Annotated in this window: 17 protein-coding genes and 1 pseudogene; 9 read left to right on the forward strand and 9 right to left on the reverse strand. The window is 66.9% G+C overall.

Annotated elements, in window-relative coordinates:
- Positions 1-452 (reverse strand): annotated as a pseudogene (locus Q0O97_RS14285) (Ppx/GppA family phosphatase); the annotation flags it as partial.
- 142 nt (positions 453-594) lie between these two features.
- On the opposite strand from Q0O97_RS14285, the gene Q0O97_RS14290 reads away from it, so the two are divergent.
- The 5 genes from Q0O97_RS14290 to Q0O97_RS14310 all read left to right on the forward strand — a co-directional run bounded on the left by Q0O97_RS14290 (position 595) and on the right by Q0O97_RS14310 (position 5,302).
- On the forward strand, positions 595-759 hold the full coding sequence (locus tag Q0O97_RS14290; RefSeq protein WP_294930674.1) for a hypothetical protein: 165 nt from the start codon (positions 595-597) through the stop codon (positions 757-759).
- Positions 759-1,940: a VWA domain-containing protein gene (locus Q0O97_RS14295; protein WP_294930677.1), complete on the forward strand. Its 1,182-nt coding sequence runs from the start codon at positions 759-761 to the stop codon at positions 1,938-1,940. The genes Q0O97_RS14290 and Q0O97_RS14295 overlap by 1 nt, the downstream gene beginning before the upstream one ends.
- Before the next feature lie 73 nt (positions 1,941-2,013).
- Positions 2,014-2,694: a M48 family metallopeptidase gene (locus Q0O97_RS14300; protein WP_294930680.1), complete on the forward strand. Its 681-nt coding sequence runs from the start codon at positions 2,014-2,016 to the stop codon at positions 2,692-2,694.
- Between the two features lie 62 nt (positions 2,695-2,756).
- Positions 2,757-3,965 carry a hypothetical protein gene (locus tag Q0O97_RS14305; RefSeq protein ID WP_294930683.1) on the forward strand — a complete coding sequence of 403 codons (1,209 nt, stop codon included), beginning with the start codon at positions 2,757-2,759 and terminating at the stop codon, positions 3,963-3,965.
- Entirely contained in the window at positions 3,962-5,302 is a 1,341-nt protein-coding gene (locus Q0O97_RS14310; protein WP_294930688.1) for a cytochrome P450, read from the forward strand. Before Q0O97_RS14305 ends, Q0O97_RS14310 begins: the two co-directional genes overlap by 4 nt.
- Here the strand turns inward: Q0O97_RS14310 and Q0O97_RS14315 are convergent, their stop codons facing one another.
- From Q0O97_RS14315 to Q0O97_RS14325, 3 genes are read right to left on the reverse strand one after another with little or no spacing between them, the layout of a single operon-like run.
- The gene (locus Q0O97_RS14315) at positions 5,303-6,775 is read right to left on the reverse strand and encodes a carboxypeptidase M32 (RefSeq protein WP_294930691.1); all 1,473 of its coding nucleotides are present in this window, start codon (positions 6,773-6,775) and stop codon (positions 5,303-5,305) included. It abuts the gene before it with no gap.
- Positions 6,772-7,917, reverse strand: coding sequence for a heme A synthase (gene ctaA / locus Q0O97_RS14320; RefSeq protein WP_294930694.1), 1,146 nt, complete (start codon positions 7,915-7,917; stop codon positions 6,772-6,774). The genes Q0O97_RS14315 and ctaA overlap by 4 nt, the downstream gene beginning before the upstream one ends.
- Positions 7,918-7,971: 54 nt before the next feature.
- On the reverse strand, positions 7,972-8,742 hold the full coding sequence (locus Q0O97_RS14325) for an RNA methyltransferase (RefSeq protein ID WP_294930696.1): 771 nt from the start codon (positions 8,740-8,742) through the stop codon (positions 7,972-7,974).
- 111 nt (positions 8,743-8,853) lie between these two features.
- Here Q0O97_RS14325 and Q0O97_RS14330 point away from each other — a divergent pair, with 111 nt between their 5' ends.
- From Q0O97_RS14330 to Q0O97_RS14340, 3 genes are all read left to right on the forward strand, one after another.
- The gene (locus Q0O97_RS14330) at positions 8,854-9,465 is read left to right on the forward strand and encodes a thiamine phosphate synthase (RefSeq protein WP_294930699.1); all 612 of its coding nucleotides are present in this window, start codon (positions 8,854-8,856) and stop codon (positions 9,463-9,465) included.
- 198 nt (positions 9,466-9,663) lie between these two features.
- Positions 9,664-11,223, forward strand: coding sequence for a glutamine-hydrolyzing GMP synthase (gene guaA, locus Q0O97_RS14335; RefSeq protein WP_294930702.1), 1,560 nt, complete (start codon positions 9,664-9,666; stop codon positions 11,221-11,223).
- 34 nt (positions 11,224-11,257) lie between these two features.
- Positions 11,258-12,064 carry a GNAT family N-acetyltransferase gene (locus Q0O97_RS14340; RefSeq protein ID WP_294930705.1) on the forward strand — a complete coding sequence of 269 codons (807 nt, stop codon included), beginning with the start codon at positions 11,258-11,260 and terminating at the stop codon, positions 12,062-12,064.
- Here the strand turns inward: Q0O97_RS14340 and Q0O97_RS14345 are convergent.
- From Q0O97_RS14345 to Q0O97_RS14355, 3 genes are all read right to left on the reverse strand, one after another.
- Positions 12,061-13,050, reverse strand: a complete 990-nt coding sequence (locus Q0O97_RS14345; RefSeq protein WP_294930708.1) for a glutathione S-transferase family protein — start codon at positions 13,048-13,050, stop codon at positions 12,061-12,063. The two genes, Q0O97_RS14340 and Q0O97_RS14345, sit on opposite strands and share 4 nt — an antisense overlap.
- 202 nt (positions 13,051-13,252) lie before the next feature.
- Positions 13,253-14,230: a bile acid:sodium symporter family protein gene (locus Q0O97_RS14350; protein WP_294930711.1), complete on the reverse strand. Its 978-nt coding sequence runs from the start codon at positions 14,228-14,230 to the stop codon at positions 13,253-13,255.
- Positions 14,231-14,271: 41 nt separating this feature from the next.
- Positions 14,272-14,826, reverse strand: coding sequence for a TetR/AcrR family transcriptional regulator (locus Q0O97_RS14355; protein ID WP_294930715.1), 555 nt, complete (start codon positions 14,824-14,826; stop codon positions 14,272-14,274).
- A gap of 85 nt (positions 14,827-14,911) precedes the next feature.
- On the opposite strand from Q0O97_RS14355, the gene Q0O97_RS14360 reads away from it, so the two are divergent.
- Positions 14,912-16,384 (forward strand): MFS transporter, encoded by a 1,473-nt coding sequence (locus Q0O97_RS14360; RefSeq protein WP_294930718.1) that lies wholly within the window; start codon positions 14,912-14,914, stop codon positions 16,382-16,384.
- A gap of 19 nt (positions 16,385-16,403) precedes the next feature.
- On the opposite strand, the gene Q0O97_RS14365 is transcribed toward Q0O97_RS14360, so the two are convergent.
- On the reverse strand, positions 16,404-17,693 hold the full coding sequence (locus Q0O97_RS14365) for a TRAP transporter large permease subunit (RefSeq protein ID WP_294930721.1): 1,290 nt from the start codon (positions 17,691-17,693) through the stop codon (positions 16,404-16,406).
- Between the two features lie 15 nt (positions 17,694-17,708).
- Positions 17,709-18,221 (reverse strand): TRAP transporter small permease, encoded by a 513-nt coding sequence (locus Q0O97_RS14370; RefSeq protein ID WP_294930723.1) that lies wholly within the window; start codon positions 18,219-18,221, stop codon positions 17,709-17,711.
- Positions 18,222-18,236 lie beyond the last annotated feature (15 nt).

An 18,236-nucleotide genomic window follows, 5' to 3' on the forward strand; every position in this document is an offset into this window, starting at 1 on the left:
ACCAGCGGCGCGCAATGGACGACGGCCGGCCGCGCCCCTTCCTCGGCACCGATGATCTCGATGGGCAGGCCGGTCTCGCGCCGAATCATGCGCATGAAGTCGCGGCTGTTGCGCGCCCGGCGGCAGGCTTCGGTCGCGACCAGGCGCATGCGCCTGACCTTGTGCGCCTCGAGCTTGCGCTTGCAGACCTGCAAGGCGTGAACCGTCCGCGCCATCGAGGAACGCGACAGGCGGCCAGAGGATTCCAGCCCCAATCCAAGCTGGACGGGTTTGGAAAAACTGTCGATCACCTGGAACTGACTGCCGCTTGGACGGGCAATCAGCATCCGGCAACTGTTGGTGCCGAGATCGAGCGCAGCATAAAGCCCGCCCTCCTCGGTCGAGCGGGTGTCGATCGGCTCAACCGCAACATTGGGGAACGCGTCCGCACCCGCGGGACGCTTGGGCGTCATGGCACACGCCCTCCGATTTCAAGTTGAAATAAAATTAGCCTTTCACCCGGCCCGGTTCAAGTGGGCACGCCGCCAAAAGACGCGGCCCCCACCCCGGAAAGGGGCCTTTCCCAATGCGCCGCAATGGGGTAATCGAGGCCCCATGATCGTCATTGCCGCATTCATCATCGGGGCCGTCTACGGCTGGACACGCGCAGGCGGATTGCGGGGCAATCGCGCCGACCGGCTGCAATATGCCGTTGGTTTCGCGATAGCCTTCGGCATTCTGGGATTGTTCCTCAGCATCCTGATCGACCGGATGATGTGATGTTCCGCCCCTTTCTCGACAGCCTGCGCCGGCATGGGGTTCCGGTCAGCCTGCGGGAATACCTGGACCTGCTGGCCGGGATGCGGGCGGGGCTGTCGGGCTGGTCGGTGGACGGTTTCTATCACCTCGCCCGAACCACGCTGGTCAAGGACGAGGCGCATATCGATCGTTTCGACCGCGCCTTCGCCGAAAGTTTCGCCGGGATCGGGACGATTCCCGTCGAGGCGCTGCTGGACAGCCGCGACCTGCCCGCCGACTGGCTGGAAAAGCTGGCCGAGAAATTCCTGACCCCCGAGGAACGCGCCGCCGTCGAAGGCCCCGGCAGTTTCGAGCGGCTGATGGACATGCTGCGCGAACGGCTGGCCCGGCAGCAGGGGCGTCACCAGGGCGGCAGCAAATGGATCGGCACGGCGGGCACCTCGCCCTTCGGCGCCTATGGCTACAATCCCGAGGGCGTGCGCATCGGGCAAGCCGAAAGCCGCCACCGCCGCGCCGTCAAGGTCTGGGACCGGCGCGAGTTCCGCGATTTCGACGACCGGGTGGAACTGGGCACGCGCAACATCAAGGTGGCGCTGAAGCGCCTGCGCCAATGGGCGCGCCACGGCGCGGCCGAGGAACTGGACCTGCCCGGCACCATCCGCGCCAGCGCCGAACACGGCTATATCGACGTGCGAACCCGACCCGAGCGGCGCAATGCCGTCAAGGTGCTGCTGTTTCTGGATGTGGGCGGCAGCATGGACGACCATGCCCGGCTGGTGAACGAGTTGTTTTCAGCCGCACGGGCCGAGTTCAGGCACCTGGAACATTTCCATTTCCACAACTGCCTTTACGAATCCGTCTGGAAGGACAACCGCCGCCGCTGGGACGAGACCACGCCCACATGGGACCTGCTTCATCGTTTCGGCAAGGATTACAAGGCGATCTTTGTCGGCGACGCCTCGATGTCGCCCTATGAGATCGCCGTGCCGGGCGGGGCCAACGAACATTGGAACCCCGAATCGGGCGAGGTCTGGCTGCGCCGCGCGCGCGAGGCATGGCCCGACAACATCTGGCTGAACCCCGTGCCGCAATCCCGTTGGGGGCAGACGCAATCCATCGCCATGATCCGGGCGATCTTCCAGGACCGGATGCAGCCGCTGACCCTGCAAGGGCTGACGCAGGCCATGCGCATCCTGGGCTGACCTGCCGCGCATGTGATCGCGCACGGCCCGCCGGGGAATTGACGCGCGGCGCCCCCGCACCGATATTTCTCCCATGATCAAGCTGATGCCCTTCATCCTGCTGGCGCTCTATCTTGCCGCGATGTGGTTCTTTTCGTCGTGGCGGCTGAAGCAAGAGCTGTCGCAAAAATCCACGCCGCTGACCCATCCCCGGCTGGTGCCGATGCTGGAGCGGCTTGGCCATGCGATGGAACTGCCGCCGGTCAGGGCCCATGTCTATGAAATCGCGCCGATAAACGGGCTGGCCGCGCCTGACGGGCGGATATTCCTGACGCGCGGCTTCCTGGACCGGCTGGACGAGGGCAAGGTGACCGAGGCCGAACTGGCCTCGGTGATCGCGCACGAGCTGGGCCATGTCGCCCACGGCCATGCGCGCCGCCGCATGATCGACTTCGCAGGCCAGAACGCCATCCGCATGGCGCTGGCCACCTTCCTGCGCTTCGTCCCCTTTTTCGGACCGTGGATCGCCAACCTGGTCGCCGCCGCCATCGCCGCGCGCCTCTCGCGCCAGGACGAGTTCGAGGCCGACGCCTTCGCCAGCGCGCTGATGATCAAGGCAGGGCTGGGGACCGAGCCGCAGAAAAGCCTGTTTCGCAAGCTGCCCAAGCTGACCGGCGGCGGCAGCGGCGGCCCCGCATGGCTGCTGTCCCATCCCCCCGCCGAGCGCCGCATCGCGGAAATCGAGCGGCTGGAAGCGAAATGGCGCGCGGGCTGACTTGCCCAATGGCCTATTTTGCCTATGCTTGCGGCGATTAGCCAGACAGGCCCAAGACTTGTATGACCCGCCCCTTTCGCCGCCGGATCCTCTATCTGCCGGGATACGACCCCATCCCCCCGCGCCGCTACCGCGAGCTTTACCGGCGCGAGGGCGCGGATCAGGCGCGCATCTGCGGCTATCGCCTGGAACCGGCGGACCGGGGCGACGCCAACGGCTTCGGCTGGGCCGTCGCAGGACAGTTCGACACCCGCCGGACCCATGCCGAATTCGAGGTGCTTGTGTGGTCCGATATCGTGCAGGCGTCGATGGGGCAGTCCATTGCCTCGACCTATCTGCAACTGCTGCGCACGGCCTGGACCTACCTGCGCTCGGGCGCGCTGTTTCGGCTGATGCGGTTGCGGCGCGGCCCGGTGCTGGCGGCACTTTACCCGGTGGTGGTGCTGCTGGGACAGTTGCTGATCGCGCTGACCTGCGGGTTGGCAGCGGGGCTGGCCGCCGCATGGACTTTACCCGGCTGGACCGGGTTGGCCTTGGGGATGGCACTGGCCGCCCTTGCCTTCTGCGCGGTCATGGTGATGTGGAAACGCGCCGATGGCCGGATCTTCGCCCATTACCTGATGCATGACTACGCCTTCGCCGCGCGCGATCAGGGCGCCTACCCGCCCGCGCTGGAACGCAGGATCGCGCATTTCTCGGACCGGGTCGCGCAGGTTCTGCAAGGCGATTGGGACGAGGTCCTGGTGATCGGCCATTCCTCGGGCGCCTATCTGGCGGTGTCGGTTCTGGCCGACCTGATCCGCGCGGGCCGCCTGCCCGCCCACGGTCCCGTGCTGTCGCTGCTGACGCTTGGCCATGTCGTGCCGATGGCCAGCTTCCTGCCCCGCGCGGACCGGCTGCGGCGCGACCTGCACGACCTTTCCGCCAGTCCCGCGCCGGCGTGGGTCGATGTGACCGCGCCGGGGGATGCCTGCTGTTTCGCGCTTTGCGATCCGGTCGCGGTTTCGGGGGCCGAGCCGGAAACCCGCCACGGGCCGCTGGTCATCTCGGCCGCCTTCAGCGAAAGCCTTGGGCCGGAACGGCAAAAGCTGCTGAAATGGCGCTGGTTCCGGCTGCATTTCCAATATCTTTGCGCCTTCGACCGGGTGCGGGACTATGATTATTTCGCCATCACCGCCGGGCCGATGACGCTGGCGCAACGCTTTGCCGGGCGGCGCCATTCGCCCGCACGCATCGCCCACCCCTTTGGCCGCCCGGTGGGCCGCGCATGATCCCGCCCAAGCCCCCCGCCCGCGATTCGCGCCCGTCGCTGTGGCGTTTTGTCAGGGGTTTTCGCCGCGACATCCTGTCGGCGCAGTCGCCGCGCCTCTATCGCGCCTGGATGGCCGAGTTCCGCGCCCCCTTCATCCACAGCTTCACCTGCAACGACCCGCACCTGATCGACCTGGTGCTGCGCCGCCGCCCGATGGACTTCCCCAAGTCGCCCCGCATGGCGGCGGGATTGACGCCGCTGCTGGGGCGTTCCAGCTTCATCTCGAACGGGGAACGCTGGCTGCATCAGCGCCGCATCATCGACCCCGCGTTCGAGGGCGGGCGGCTGCGCGACAGCTTTGCCGCGATGCTGGCGGCCTCGGATGCGACGGTGGCGCGGCTGGTCCCGCTGGCCGACGGGCGCGACATCGACATCGAGCCGCTGACCAGCCACGCCGCCGCCGATGTGATCTTTCGCACCCTGTTTTCCATCCCGATCGAGGAAGAGGCCGCCGCCGGGGTCTTCGCCGCCTTCCGCGACCACCAGCAGGCACAGCCGATGGTCAATGCAGGCGGCCTGCTGGGCCTGCCGCGCTGGCTGCATCTGCATTCGCGCCGCACACGGCAGACGGCGCGGCGCATTCGCGGGCTGATCGGGCAACTGGTGGCCACCCGCGCGGCGCGGATCGCGGCAGGCGATGCGCCGCAGGACCTGGCGACCAAGATCATGACCACGCCCGACCCGCAGACCGGCGCCTGTTTCAACCATGCCGAGATGATCGACGAGGTCGCGACCTTCTTCCTTGCCGGTCATGAAACCAGCGCCTCGGCCCTTGCCTGGGCGCTGTTCCTGCTGGCCGAGAACCCCGATTGGCAGGACCGCATCGCGGCCGAGGGCACGGCGCGCGACTTTGCCGGGATGCGCGGGCTTGCCGCCGCCCGCGCCGTCTTTCGCGAGGCTTTGCGCCTTTATCCCCCCGTCGCCATGACCGTGCGCCAATGCGCCCATGCCGAGACGCTGCGCAACCGCCGCGCGCCGAAGGGCGCGCAGGTCGTCATCTCGCCCTTTCACCTGCACCGGCATGAACGGCTGTGGGACAACCCCGACTCCTTCGACCCCGACCGGTGGGACACCGAAAACGGCAAGACCTGTCAGCGCGAGGCCTTTATCCCCTTTTCGGCAGGCCCCCGCGCCTGTCCCGGCGCGGGTTTCGCGATGGTCGAAGGCCCCTTGCTGCTGGCCGCCATCATCTCGGCCTTCCGCATCAAGCCGGGCGCCGCGCGCCCGGTGCCGGTCCTGCGGATGACGCTGCGCGGGCGCGACGGGATCAGGCTGCGGCTGACGCCCCGGCTGTGATCACAAACGATAGATCTCGCCGAACTTGGCTTCCAGATAGTCCAGCAGGGGCTTTTCGCTGATTTCCCCACCGCTGGCCTGTTCGATCAACTGGCGCGGCGGATACAGCCCGCCGTGGCGGTGCAGGTTCTCGCGCAGCCATTCGACCGCCGGCCCCGCATCGCCAAGGGCCAGCGACTGGTCCAGGTCGGGCACGGCCCGGCAAAGCGCCTGATGCAGGCAGCCGGAATAGACGTTGCCAAGCGCATAGGTCGGGAAATAGCCGAACAGCCCGACCGCCCAATGGACATCCTGCAACATCCCGTTGGCGGGACGATCCACGGCAACGCCGAAATCCTGCTGGAAACGGGTATTCCATGCCTCGACCAGGTCATCGACGTCCAGCCGCCCCGACACCAGGTCGCGTTCCAGGTCGAAGCGCAGCATGATGTGCAGGTTATACTGGATCTCATCGGCCTCGGTGCGGATGAAGCCGGGGGTGACGCGGTTGACGGCGGCGTGGAATTCGTCGGCGTCCTTCAGGTCGATCCCGTCGAAGGCATCGGACATGCGCTGGAACAGCCAGCCGGTGAAGGCGCGGCCCCGGCCCATCTGATTCTCGTAGATCCGGCTCTGGCTTTCATGCACGCCCATCGAGACGCCCCGGCCAATCGGGGTAAAGGCATGGTCGTCGTCGATCCCCAGTTCATAGCTGGAATGGCCGACCTCGTGGATGGTCGAATAGATACAGTTGAACGGATCGGTTTCCACGACGCGGGTGGTGATGCGGCTGTCCTGCCACTGGCCCGAACTGAAGGGATGCACCGCCAGGTCCAGCCGCCCGCGCGACCAGTCGTAGCCGAAGGCGGTGGCGCAGGTGCGAGCCAGCCGAAGCTGCGTTTCCTGCGGGAAATGGCCTGCCAGCGGGCGCGGCTGGAACGCGGCGCCCAGCACATCCTCGCGCAGGGCGACAAGGCGGGGGCGCATCGCGTCGAACAGCGCCGCGATCTGCGCCCCGGTCGCGCCCGGTTCGTAATCGTCCAGCAACGCATCGTAGAGATCGCCGCCATCCGCCAGCGCCGCGGCTTCCTCGCGTTTCAGCGCCAGCACGTCGTGCAGGACGGGCAGGAAGGTGGTGGGATCGTCATTGGCCCGCGCCTCGGCCCAGACCCCTTGGGCAAGCGAGGTGATACGCGCCAGTTCCGTCGCAAGCCGCGCGGGGATGCGGCTGGCGCGCTGGAAATCGCGCGTGATCAGCTCGACGATGCGCTGGTCCTCGGCGTCCTCGGGCGTGGCGGCGTCCAGCCATTCGCCAAGGCGTGGATCGGTGCGGCGCTCGTGCAGGACCGCCTCGATGGCGGCCATTTCCTCGGCCCGCTGTTCGGTCGCGCCGCGCGGCATGACCGTTTCCTGGTCCCAGCCAAGGCGCTCGGCGATCGAGGACAGCGCCTCGGTCTGGCGCTGGAAGGCAAGCAGTTCGTCGAATGCGCTCATCGGATGGTCCCCCTGACCGAGGTTTCGTAAGGATAGCAGGCATGATGCCTTGCGCGAAGGATCAGCGTGAACAGCGCCACCGCGCCGATCTGGTGGCTCAGCGCCAGGTGCAGCGGCGAGGCGTGGATGATCGTCGTGATGCCAAGCACCACCTGCAACACCACCATCGCCAGCATCAGCCCGTAGGCCCCCCGCGTCGCCCGGTGGGGCGAGCGGCGCGCGCGCATCCACACGACCACGGCGAAGGCCAGCACCGAATAGCCGATCATGCGGTGGATGAACTGCACCAGCCCACCGTTTTCAAAGAAATTGTGCCAGATGGGCGACAGGTCGAAAGCCGTCTGAGGAAACCACTCGCCCCCCATCTTGGGCCAGCCGATATAGCTGCGCCCGGCGTCGATCCCGGCGACCAGCGCGCCATAGACGATTTGCAGGAAGGTCAGGTGCATCAGCCCGGTGGTCATGCGAAACAGCTTGTCCTCGCGCGCACGGCGGGCGCGCAGCAGTTGCGCCTCGGAGCGCGACAGTTGCAGCACATACCAGGCGATCAGCCCAAGGATCGCGAAGGCCAGCCCCAGGTGGATCGCCAGCCGGTAAGAGGCCACGCGGATCATCTCGCCCCCAAGGCCCGAGGACACCATCCACCAGCCGATCACCCCTTGCACGCCGCCAAGCCCGCCCAGCAGCAAGAGGCGCGGGGTCCAGCCGGCGGGGATGCGCCGGGCCGCGGCGAAGGCCACGAAGCCCACGGCCCAGACAAGGCCGATCAGCCGGCCAAGCTGGCGATGGCCCCATTCCCAGTAATAGATCCATTTGAATTCGGACAGTTCCATCCCCTGATTGACCAGTTCGTATTGGGGGATCTGGCGGTATTTCTGGAACTCGGACTGCCAGTCGGCGTCGTTCAGGGGCGGGATCGCTCCGGTGACCGGGCGCCATTCCGTGATCGACAGGCCCGAGCCGGTCAGCCGCGTGGCGCCGCCCACCGCGATCATCAGCACGACCAGCGCGAACAGGACGACCAGCCAGGCCCGGATCGCGCGGCGCGCGCCTTTCGGGGCGGCGTCGATCATGCCGCCGGCCGGCCCGGGCGGTGCCGGGGATGCCTCGGTCACATCCTGAAAGACGGGTCGCTTGGCCATCGCTGGTGCCTCCTTGCTGGTCGCGCGCGACCTTGGCGGCTTAGGGGTGAAAGGTCAATCGCGGCGGAGAAGCTGGCGCAGCATGCCGTGGAAGATCCGCGTATCGGCCCGTGTCAGGGCAAGGCGGAACCACAGGTTGCGCAGCGTCAGCTTCATCGCCGGGGCCTTGTCGGGCGGAAAGAAGAAACCGGCGTCCGACAGGCGCTCTTCCCAATGGTCGGCCAGCTTCTCGACCTCGATCCGCGAGGCGGGTTCCTCGGCATCGGACCGGCGGCTGTGGGGCGCAGGCTGGGGCGGCAACCGACCCCGCGACCATTCGTAACCCAACAAAAGCACCGCCTGCGCAAGGTTGAGCGAGGGAAAATCCGGATTGACCGGCACCGTCACGATGGCGCTGGCGCGTGCGACGTCGTCGTTTTCCAGCCCGGCGCGTTCAGGCCCGAAGATCAGCGCGACGCGCTGGCCCTGTGCGGATCTTTCGCGGGCGTCGCTCATGGCATCAGTGGGGGTCAGGACCGGCTTGGTCAACTCGCGCCCGCGCGCGGTGGTGGCATAGGCATAGGCGACATCCGCCATCGCCTCGGCCAGGCTGTCGAAAACCCGCGCACGGTCCAGCACCCGTCCCGCCGCGCCCGAGGCCATCGCCACCGCGCGGGGATTCGGCCAGCCGTCGCGGGGGGCGACCAGCCGCATCTCGGACAGGCCGAAGTTCAGCATGGCGCGGGCCGCCGCGCCGATATTCTCGCCCATCTGGGGCCGGACAAGGATCACGACCGGGTTTGCACCGCCCGTCCCTGCCCCGCCGCTGTCGTCATTCGCTGTCATCCGCGCGCCATAGCGCCCCAACGCGGCACTGGCAAGCGGCGCCGGGCTGCGCTATCTGCCTTGGTAACGAAAATGACGACCGCGCGGCGGTCGAGCGATTGGGGAACCGTGATGACCGAGCAGACAGCCACGCCGCAGCTTTACCTTGTGACCCCGGTCGGCGCGACGGCCTCGGCCCTTGGCCCGATGCTGACCGAGGTGCTGGACCGCTTCCCCGTCGCCTGCCTGCGCATTCCCGGCGCGGGGGACGAGACCGACCTGGGCCGCATCGCCGACCTGGCCCGCGACATCGCCCATGCCCGCGACATCGCCATCGTGATCGAGGATCACGTCCAGCTTGCGCAGCGCCACGGGCTGGACGGGGTTCACCTGACGCGCAACCTTCACAAGATCCGCGCGATCCGCAAGGAATTGGGCGCGGATGCGATCGTCGGGGCCTTCGCGGGGGCCTCGCGCCACGACGGGCTTGGCGCGGGCGAGGCGGGGGCCGATTACGTCAGCTTCGGTCCCTGCGGTTCAAGCGCGCTGGGGCAAGGCGAAACCGCCCCGGCGGACCTGTTTTCATGGTGGTCCGAAGTGGTCGAGGTGCCCGTGGTCGCCGAAGGCGCGCTGACCCCCGCCCTGATCGCGGAACTGTCGCCGATCACCGATTTCATCGCCCTCGGCCCCGAGATCTGGTCGGCCCCCGACCCGGTCGCGGCGCTTGGCGATCTGTGGGGCTAGCAGCGCCCCGTCATCGGCAGCAGGACAAAGGCGATTCGATACCCGGCGGCGGCAAGGTCCCGCCCGCCGCGCGCAGTCCCGCTGCTGTCGCCGCAAGCCACTGGAAAGGTTGCATTCGACGGCTGCGGCCCACCGTTGCGGGAACCGCGAACGCAGCGGGGCCTTGCTCTTGCCCGCGACCGGGCCTAAAGCGCAGGAATGACCCAGCACCAGCGCCTTTTGATCATCGACTTCGGCTCTCAGGTGACGCAGCTTATCGCGCGCCGTCTGCGTGAACTGAACATCTATTGCGAAATCCACCCCTTCCAGTCGGTGGACGACGCCTTCTTGCAAGATTTCGCCCCGCGGGCGGTGATCCTGTCGGGCGGTCCCGGCTCGGTCCCGGCCCAGGGCAGCCCGCGCGCACCGTCCCTTGTATGGGAGTTGGGCGTGCCGGTCCTCGGCATCTGCTACGGCCAGCAGTTGATGATGGATGCGCTGGGCGGGCGCGTCGAAAGCGGGCATCATGCCGAATATGGCCGCGCCTTCATCAGCCCGGCCGAGGGGCACGGGCGCGACAGCATCTTCGCGGGCCTGTTCGCCACCGGCCGCGAAGAGGTCTGGATGAGCCACGGCGACCGCGTCACCCAGCTTGCGCCGGGCTTCCAGATCATTGGCACCTCGCAGGGTGCGCCCTTCGCCATCGTCGCGGACGAGGCGCGCCGTTTCTACGGCGTCCAGTTCCACCCCGAGGTCCACCACACCCCCAACGGGCGCCTGCTGCTGGAAAACTTCACCCGTCTGGCGGGCTTCACCGGCGACTGGACGATGGCCAGCTACCGCGATGAGGCGATCCGCAAGATCCGCGAGCAGGTCGGCGACAAACAGGTGATCTGCGGCCTTTCGGGGGGGGTCGATTCATCCGTCGCCGCCGTGCTGATCCACGAGGCCATCGGCGATCAACTGACCTGCGTCTTCGTCGATCACGGGCTGATGCGGCTGAACGAGGCCGAGGAAGTCGTGACCATGTTCCGCGATAATTACAACATCCCGCTGATCCATGCCGACGAATCAGACCTGTTCCTGGGCGAGTTGGAAGGCGTCACCGACCCCGAGGTCAAGCGCAAGACCATCGGGCGCCTCTTCATCGACGTGTTCCAGAGATACGCGGGCGAGATCGAGGGGGCCGAGTTCCTGGCCCAGGGCACGCTCTACCCCGACGTGATCGAATCGGTGTCCTTCAGCGGCGGCCCCTCGGTCACGATCAAGTCGCACCACAATGTCGGCGGGCTGCCTGAAAAGATGGGCCTGAAGCTGGTCGAACCGCTGCGCGAGCTGTTCAAGGACGAAGTGCGCGCCCTTGGCCGCGAGCTTGGCCTGCCCGCCAGCTTCATCGGGCGCCACCCCTTCCCCGGCCCCGGCCTTGCCATCCGCTGCCCCGGCGAGGTCACGCGCGAGAAGCTGGACATCCTGCGCCAGGCCGATGCGGTCTTCATCGACCAGATCCGCAAGCACGGCCTTTACGACGACATCTGGCAGGCCTTCGTCGCGATCCTGCCGGTCCGCACGGTGGGCGTGATGGGCGATTCGCGCACCTACGATTACGCCTGCGCCTTGCGCGCCGTGACCAGCGTGGACGGGATGACGGCGGATTACTACCCCTTCACCCACGACTTCCTTGGCGAAACCGCCACGCGGATCATCAATGAAGTCAAGGGGATAAACCGCTGCACCTATGACATCACCTCGAAACCGCCGGGCACGATCGAGTGGGAATGAGATCACGACAGGCCCCGGCCAAGGACGACCCGATATGAGCTGCGCCTGCGGACATCACCACGCCCATGCCCCCAGGGTGGCCCTGGACGGGGTCGAGATCCCGCTGACGCGCCCATTGGTATCCCTGCAAGGCCGGCTGGTCTGCGCGGATGCCGCGCAGATGATGCTTGCGCTTGGGCTGCTGCCCGGCCACGCCGCCGCCACGCGCGCCGAGCCGGGCAACCTGCGTTTTGATCTGAGCCAGTCCGACGATCCCCTTGTCTGGTCGCTGGACGAGATCTTCACCGGCGACGACACCTTCGCCGCCCATCAGGCCCGCACCGCTACCAGCGACTGGGGCCGCCAAAGCGGCCAGATCCGGCGCGAGTTCCAGCGCGAACACATCCTGCCCCGCATCCGCCCCGAGGCGCCGCAAGACCTTGGCGGCATCCACGAATTGCTGACCCGCGCCTTCGGCTCGCCCGACCAGGCGGAACTGGTCCAGGCCCTGCGCCGGGACGGCGATCTGGCCCTGTCGCTGGTTGCCGAGGCACGGGGCACGATCATCGGCCACGCCGCCCTGTCGCCGATCACGGCCGAGCGCCCCGCCCTCGCACTGGCCCCGGTCGCCGTCCTGCCGCAGATGCAGGGACGCGGCATCGGATCGGCGCTGGTCCGCGCGGCCCTTTCAGCCTTCGACGATCACATCGTGACGGTGGCTGGCGATCCCGGCTGGTATGGCCGCTTCGGCTTTCGCCCCGTGGACTGGACGGCGCCTCATGCAGGTCCCTGCCTGCAAGCCATCGGCCCGGACCTGCCCCGGCATCTGGCCCTCTGCCACGCGCCTGCCTTCGCCCGCTAGTCGCGCGGCAGGTGATCGCGCCCATGCGGCGCATCCCAGTCGATCACCGGGTTGATCGGAATGATTCCATGCGGATTGATCCAGGGGTGGCTGCGGTAGTAATGATGCAGGATATGGTCGAAACGCACCGTCTCGCGCACCTGCCGGTATTGGTAAAGTTCGCGCGTCCAGCCCCACAGGTTGGGATATTCGCGCAGCCATGCGCGGTTGCATTTGAAATGGGTGTGATAGACCGGATCGAAGCGCAAGAGCGTCGTCCACAACCGCCAGTCCGCTTCCGTCACCTGCCCGCCGGTCAGATAGCGGTGGTCGGCCAGCAGCGCCTCCAGCTCGTCCAGCCGCTGGAACAGCACCGTCACCGCCTCGTCATAGGCCGCTTGGGTCGTGGCGAATCCCGCCTTGTAGACCCCGTTGTTGACCGGCTCATAGATCATGTCGTTCAGCCGGTCGATCTGCGCGCGCAGGCCTTCGGGGTAGAAATCCAGCCGGTTGCCGGTCAGCCCGTCGAAGACCGAGTTGAACATGCGGATGATCTCGGACGATTCGTTGGAAACGATGGTCTGGCGCTCCTTGTCCCAAAGCACCGGCACCGTGACCCGCCCCGAGGCGCGCGGATCCGCCTTCAGATACAGCTCGCGCAGAAAGGCCAGCCCGTAAAGGTCGTCACCCGTCGCACCGGGAAAATCGCTGTCGAAAGTCCAGCCGTCCCGCAGCATCAGCGGATGCACGGCGGAAACGCCGATATGGGGCGCCAGCCCCTTCAGCGCGCGATAGATCAGCGCCCGATGCGCCCAGGGACAGGCATAGGAGACATAAAGATGATACCGGCCGCTTTCGGCCCGAAAGCCCCCCTCCCCATCCGGCCCCGGACGGCCATCGGGCGTGACCCAGTTGCGAAAGACGGTCTCGCTGCGCTGAAACCGACCGCCGCTCTTTTCGGTGCCATAACCGATATCCTTCCATGCGCCTTCGACAAGCATACCCATCGGCCAACCCCTTCCATCTGATCAATCGCTGCGGGACCAAGGTGGTTCCCTGCGGCGCACCGGTCAAACCCCGCCCACCCGAATGCCGCGTTCGCACAAGACGAACGCCACGCCTGCACCGGGGCGCGGGCGCGGCTCTTTCTCCGGAACATAAATACCCCGCCGCGAAGCGGCGCAATGCGGGGCACAACGACGACGGCGCCTAGACGGCGGTGCGTTGCGACACGACGGCGCAGACGAAAAGCTGGATCAGGTGATACAGCATCAGGGGCAGCACGATCATCGCGACATCCTGTCCCATGAACAGGATGCCCGCCATCGGCAGCCCCGTCGCCAGCGACTTGGTCGAGCCGCAATAGAACAACGCCATCAGATCGGCCCGCCCCATCCCGGCAACCCGCCCGCCCAGGACCGTCAGCCCCATGACCACGCCCATCAGCAAGACGACCGCCAGCGCCAGCCCGGCCAGGTCCGCCAGCCCCACGATCTGCCAGATCCCGCCCGTCACCCCCGCGCTGAAGGCCGAATAGACGATCAGCAGGATCGAGCCGCGGTCGACGATCATCGTCGGCAGCTTGTGGCGGTTCAGGAACCCGCCCAGCAAGGGGCGGCATAGCTGGCCCAGGACGAAGGGCAGCAGGATCTGCTGGCAGATCTTCCAGATCGCGGCGGCCTCGACATGAAAGCCGCTCTCGGACGGCACCAGAAGCGCGAACAGCAGCGGTGCCAGCCCCACCCCCAGCAGGTTCGACAGCGAGGCCGCGCAGACCGCCCCCGCCACGTTGCCCCCCGAAACCGAGGTGAAGGCGATCGAGCTTTGCACGGTCGAGGGCAGGCAGGCCAGATACAGAAGCCCCACCGCGAAGGCAGCGGGCAGGAAGGCCCCGACCAGCGGCTTCATCGCCAGCACCAGCAGCGGGAACATCGCATAGGTGCAGATCAGGCAACCCAGTTGCAGCGGAATATTGGTCAGCCCCGACATGATCGTCGCGGTGGACAGTTTCGCGCCGTAAAGGAAGAACAGCAGCGCCACCGCCCAATAGGTGACGCCCGACAGCAGGGTCGCGAAACCGCCACGCGCGGGCAGGAAGGTGGCCAGCAGGATCGTCGCGACCAGCAGCAGCATGTAGCGGTCCAGCCCCAGGCGCTTCAGCGCCGCCTCGACGGATTGGATCGACATCTGCGCTGCTCCTGCCTCTTGGAATTGCGGTGATGTGTAAACTATTCGCCAGCGGTTCCAAGTGGGTCCCCGGCCGAGAGGTCGTTGAATATCCCGTCCCATTCCTCGTCGGTCAGGTCCAGCAATTCCAGGTAGCGCAGCATGAAGGCGCCCTCGACGGCAAGGAAACGGCACAGCGCACGGCGAGAGGCGGGATCGGACAGGTCCAGCCCCTCGATCCGGCTGCGATACCATGCGCGCAGGTCGGCGGCATGTTCCCCCGCCAGCGCCAGTGCCACCGTCAGGCTGGCCGATTTCGCATTGGCCAGCTTGTCCGAGCGCGACGAGGCCACCACATGCGCCTGCACCCTGCCAAGGCCCGAGGAATCGCGTGCCACCATCCGGTCGTAAACCTGATCATAGCTGCGGCCCCAACGGTTGAAGATCGCCTCGATCAGCGCGTCCTTGGTGCCGAAACAGCTTTGCACGCCGCCCTTGGTGATGCCCGCCGCGCGGGCGACGGCCTCGAAGGTCAGCCCTGCCGCACCCTGCCCCGCCACCACCTGTTCGGCGGCGTCAAGCACCTTGTCCCTGTCGATCACGCGGTTGCGGCCCATGTTCTTCCTTTCCAATACAAGCGTATTGCAATACGCTTGTATTCGTATATATCACCCCAAAACCTTCTTGAACAGGATCGGGACCATGACGGATGCAAATCGCTGGCTGGTGCTTGCGGTCGTTTCCAGCGCCCTTCTGCTGATCGTCATCGACATGACCGTGCTTTACACGGCGCTGCCGACGCTGACCCACGACCTTCAGGCGACGGCATCGGAAAAGCTGTGGATACTCAACGCCTATGCGCTGGTGGTGGCGGGGCTGCTGCCCGGCTTCGGCACGCTTGGCGACCGTTTCGGGCATCGGCGGATGTTCCTGATCGGGCTGGCGGTCTTCGGCGCGGCCTCGGTGATCGCGGCCTTCGCGCCAAGCCCTGCGGTGCTGATCGCGGCAAGGGCGCTCCTGGCGGTGGGTGCGGCGGCGATGATGCCCGCGACCCTGTCGCTGATCCGCCTGACCTTCGAGGACGAGGACGAGCGCGCGCTGGCCATCGGCATCTGGGCCGCCGTGGCCTCGGGTGGCGCGGCCTTCGGGCCGGTCGTCGGCGGGGTGATGCTGGCGCATTTCTGGTGGGGTTCGGTCTTCCTGATCAACCTGCCCATCGTCATTATCGCCTTTGCGGCGACGCTGGTGCTGATCGCGCCCTCGCGGCCTGCGGGCGGCCATCCCTGGGACATGCTCAGTTCGGTCCAGATCATGGTCGGGTTGGTCAGCCTGGCCTATGCGGTAAAGGAAATGGCCCGCCGCCAGCCGTCCTGGCCCCTGATCGGGCTGGCGCTGATCCTGGGCAGCACGGCGCTGGTGCTGTTCGTCCGCCGCCAGCATCGCCTGCCCTGGCCGCTGATCGACCTGCGCCTGTTCCGCAACCCGCAATTCACCGCCGGAGTCGTCGGCGCGCTGATCGCCGCCATGATCCTGGTGGGAATGGAACTGGTGATGAGCCAGCGCCAGCAACTGGTCCTGGGCCGCACCCCCTTGCAGGCCGGTCTGTTCATCCTGCCGATCCCGCTGGCGGCCTTCGTCGGCGGGCCGCTGGCGGGGCTGCTCTTGCCCCGCGTGGGGGCGGTGCGGCTGCTGGTGGCGGGGCTGGCGGTTTCCATGCTGGGGCTGTCCGCCTATCTGCCGCTGCGCAACGCGGACCTGCTCTGGCAGGGCGCGACGCTGGCCCTGCTGGGCCTGGGCGTGGGCTTTGCGATGACGGCGGCCTCTTCCGTCATCATGACCAGCGCGCCGCGCGAACGGGCGGGAATGGCCGCCTCGGTCGAGGAGGTGTCCTATGAACTGGGCGGCGCGCTTGGCATCGCCATCCTGGGCAGCGTGATGTCGGCGGCCTATATGCTGAACCTGCCCGCCCATGCCTCGGACAACCCGGTGGCCTTCGACAGCCTGGACGAGGCCCTGTTGCTGGCCGAAACCATGCCCGCCGACGCCGCCGAGCGGCTGGCCGGCCTTGCCCGCGCGGCTTTCGAGCAATCCTTTGTCTGGGTGACGCTGGTCTCGATCCTGCTGTTGGGGGCTGTCACCGCCTATATGGCGCTGCGGGCAAGGCGCCCGGCATGAAACCGGGCGCCGCCGCAGGTCAGACCATCGCCGGCAGGAAGGTGACGATGCCGGGAAAGACCGCGATCAGCATGACGAAGGCGATCATCAGCAGGAAGAAGGGGAATGCCGCGCGCACGACGGTGCCCAGCTTCTCGCCCGTCAGGCCCTGGATGACGAAGATGTTCATCCCGACCGGCGGGGTGATCTGCGCCATCTCGACCACGATGATCAGAAAGACGCCGAACCAGATCTTGTCATAGCCCGCCCCCACGACCAGCGGCAGCGCGATGGGCAGCGTCATCACGATCAGCGACATCCCCTCAAGGAAGCAGCCAAGCACCAGGTAGATCAGAAGAAGCAGCATGATCAGCACCAGCGGCGACAGTTCCATCGCATTGATCGCCGCCGAGATCTGCTGCGGCAGCCCCAGGTAGCCCATCGCGGTCGAAAGGAACGAGGCCGCGCCGATGATCAGCCCCAGCATGCTGACGGTGCGCGCCGTGCCCATGCAGGCATCGACCAGGATGCGCCGGTTCAGCGTCCGCTCGCCCGCCATGATCAGCATGGTCATGACGACGGCCAGCGCGGCGGCCTCGGACGGGCTGGCAAGGCCCGAATACATCGACCCCAGCAGCGAAACCATCAGCACCAGGAAGGGCAGCAGCGTGGGCAGGCGCGAAAAGCGTTCCCGCCAGATATGCGCGGTCGGCTCGGCCTTCACCTCGAAGGGCCGCACCCAGGAATAGACCGCCAGATAGCCCATGAACATCGCCGCAAGAATCAGCGCGGGGATGATTCCCGCGGCGAACAGCTTGATGACCGAGGTCTGCGACAGCACCCCGTAGACGATCATGATGATGCTGGGCGGGATCAGGAAGCCGAAGGTCCCCGCCCCCGCAAGCGACCCCATCGAGATCGACCTGGGATAGCCGCGCTCTTCCAATTCGCCCAGGGTGATCTTGCCGATGGCGCTGGTCGTCGCCGCCGAGGACCCCGAGATCAGCGCGAAGAAGGCGCAGCCCAGGATATTGGTGTGCAGAAGGCCACCCGGAAAGCGGCGCACCCAAGGCTCCAGCGCATGGAACAGCCCGCCGATGAAGCGCGAGCGAAAGACCAGTTCGGCCATCAGGATGAACAGCGGCAGGGCAAGCAGTTCGGGCGAGGACAGCCCGTTCCAGACGGTCTGGGCCAGCACGCGGTCCACCGGCAGGTTGCGAAACAGCTCGAGGCTGGCGATGCCCACGCCCATGAGCCCGAGACCGATCCACGCGCCGCTGCCCAGAAGCAGGAACAGAAGCAGGACCGGGGTTATGACGGAAAGCGGCATGATGTTTCCCTTTCCTCAATCGGCCGCGACGGTGGCGATCCACCGTTCTTGCAGCCGCGTGCCCAAGGCCAGGTGGACCAGCCGAAACACCAGTTGCAGCGTCAGCATCGCGGCGCCGAAGGCCACGAAGATCATCGGCCAGACCAGCGGCAGGTTGTCCACCGTCCCCGAGGTCCGCCCGGTGCTGCCCCAGTTCCAGCAAAGCCGGATCATCGCAAAGCTGAGATAGCCCGAGATGATCAGCCCCACCGTCGAGGACAGCCAGTCGAACAGGCGCGGAAAGGGCACGGCCAGCAGCGTCACCTGAATGTGCCCCCCGGTCCGCAGCGTGAAGGCCAGCCCCATGAAGATCGCCGCGATATGCATATAGGCCGCATATTCCCAAACGAAGGTCAGGCTGATGCCCATAAGGTTGCGCAGGGCGATCTCGACCACCTGCATCAGCGCGATGACCAGGATGGCGAAACCCGCCAGATAGGCCATCGCGCGCGACAGCGCGTCGGTGGCGCGATAGATTGATTGCCACATGGAACTGTTCTCCGG

This window comes from uncultured Paracoccus sp. (assembly GCF_945915435.1).
GTDB lineage: Bacteria > Pseudomonadota > Alphaproteobacteria > Rhodobacterales > Rhodobacteraceae > Paracoccus.

Bases quoted from the DNA above. Each gene is read 5' to 3' on its own strand.
- Q0O97_RS14290 (WP_294930674.1), top strand. From the start codon at position 595: ATGATCGTCATTGCCGCATTCATCATCGGGGCCGTCTACGGCTGGACA.
- Q0O97_RS14295 (WP_294930677.1), top strand. From the start codon at position 759: ATGTTCCGCCCCTTTCTCGACAGCCTGCGCCGGCATGGGGTTCCGGTC.
- Q0O97_RS14300 (WP_294930680.1), top strand. From the start codon at position 2,014: ATGATCAAGCTGATGCCCTTCATCCTGCTGGCGCTCTATCTTGCCGCG.
- Q0O97_RS14305 (WP_294930683.1), top strand. From the start codon at position 2,757: ATGACCCGCCCCTTTCGCCGCCGGATCCTCTATCTGCCGGGATACGAC.
- Q0O97_RS14310 (WP_294930688.1), top strand. From the start codon at position 3,962: ATGATCCCGCCCAAGCCCCCCGCCCGCGATTCGCGCCCGTCGCTGTGG.
- Q0O97_RS14315 (WP_294930691.1), bottom strand. From the start codon at position 6,775: ATGAGCGCATTCGACGAACTGCTTGCCTTCCAGCGCCAGACCGAGGCG.
- ctaA (WP_294930694.1), bottom strand. From the start codon at position 7,917: ATGGCCAAGCGACCCGTCTTTCAGGATGTGACCGAGGCATCCCCGGCA.
- Q0O97_RS14325 (WP_294930696.1), bottom strand. From the start codon at position 8,742: ATGACAGCGAATGACGACAGCGGCGGGGCAGGGACGGGCGGTGCAAAC.
- Q0O97_RS14330 (WP_294930699.1), top strand. From the start codon at position 8,854: ATGACCGAGCAGACAGCCACGCCGCAGCTTTACCTTGTGACCCCGGTC.
- guaA (WP_294930702.1), top strand. From the start codon at position 9,664: ATGACCCAGCACCAGCGCCTTTTGATCATCGACTTCGGCTCTCAGGTG.
- Q0O97_RS14340 (WP_294930705.1), top strand. From the start codon at position 11,258: ATGAGCTGCGCCTGCGGACATCACCACGCCCATGCCCCCAGGGTGGCC.
- Q0O97_RS14345 (WP_294930708.1), bottom strand. From the start codon at position 13,050: ATGGGTATGCTTGTCGAAGGCGCATGGAAGGATATCGGTTATGGCACC.
- Q0O97_RS14350 (WP_294930711.1), bottom strand. From the start codon at position 14,230: ATGTCGATCCAATCCGTCGAGGCGGCGCTGAAGCGCCTGGGGCTGGAC.
- Q0O97_RS14355 (WP_294930715.1), bottom strand. From the start codon at position 14,826: ATGGGCCGCAACCGCGTGATCGACAGGGACAAGGTGCTTGACGCCGCC.
- Q0O97_RS14360 (WP_294930718.1), top strand. From the start codon at position 14,912: ATGACGGATGCAAATCGCTGGCTGGTGCTTGCGGTCGTTTCCAGCGCC.
- Q0O97_RS14365 (WP_294930721.1), bottom strand. From the start codon at position 17,693: ATGCCGCTTTCCGTCATAACCCCGGTCCTGCTTCTGTTCCTGCTTCTG.
- Q0O97_RS14370 (WP_294930723.1), bottom strand. From the start codon at position 18,221: ATGTGGCAATCAATCTATCGCGCCACCGACGCGCTGTCGCGCGCGATG.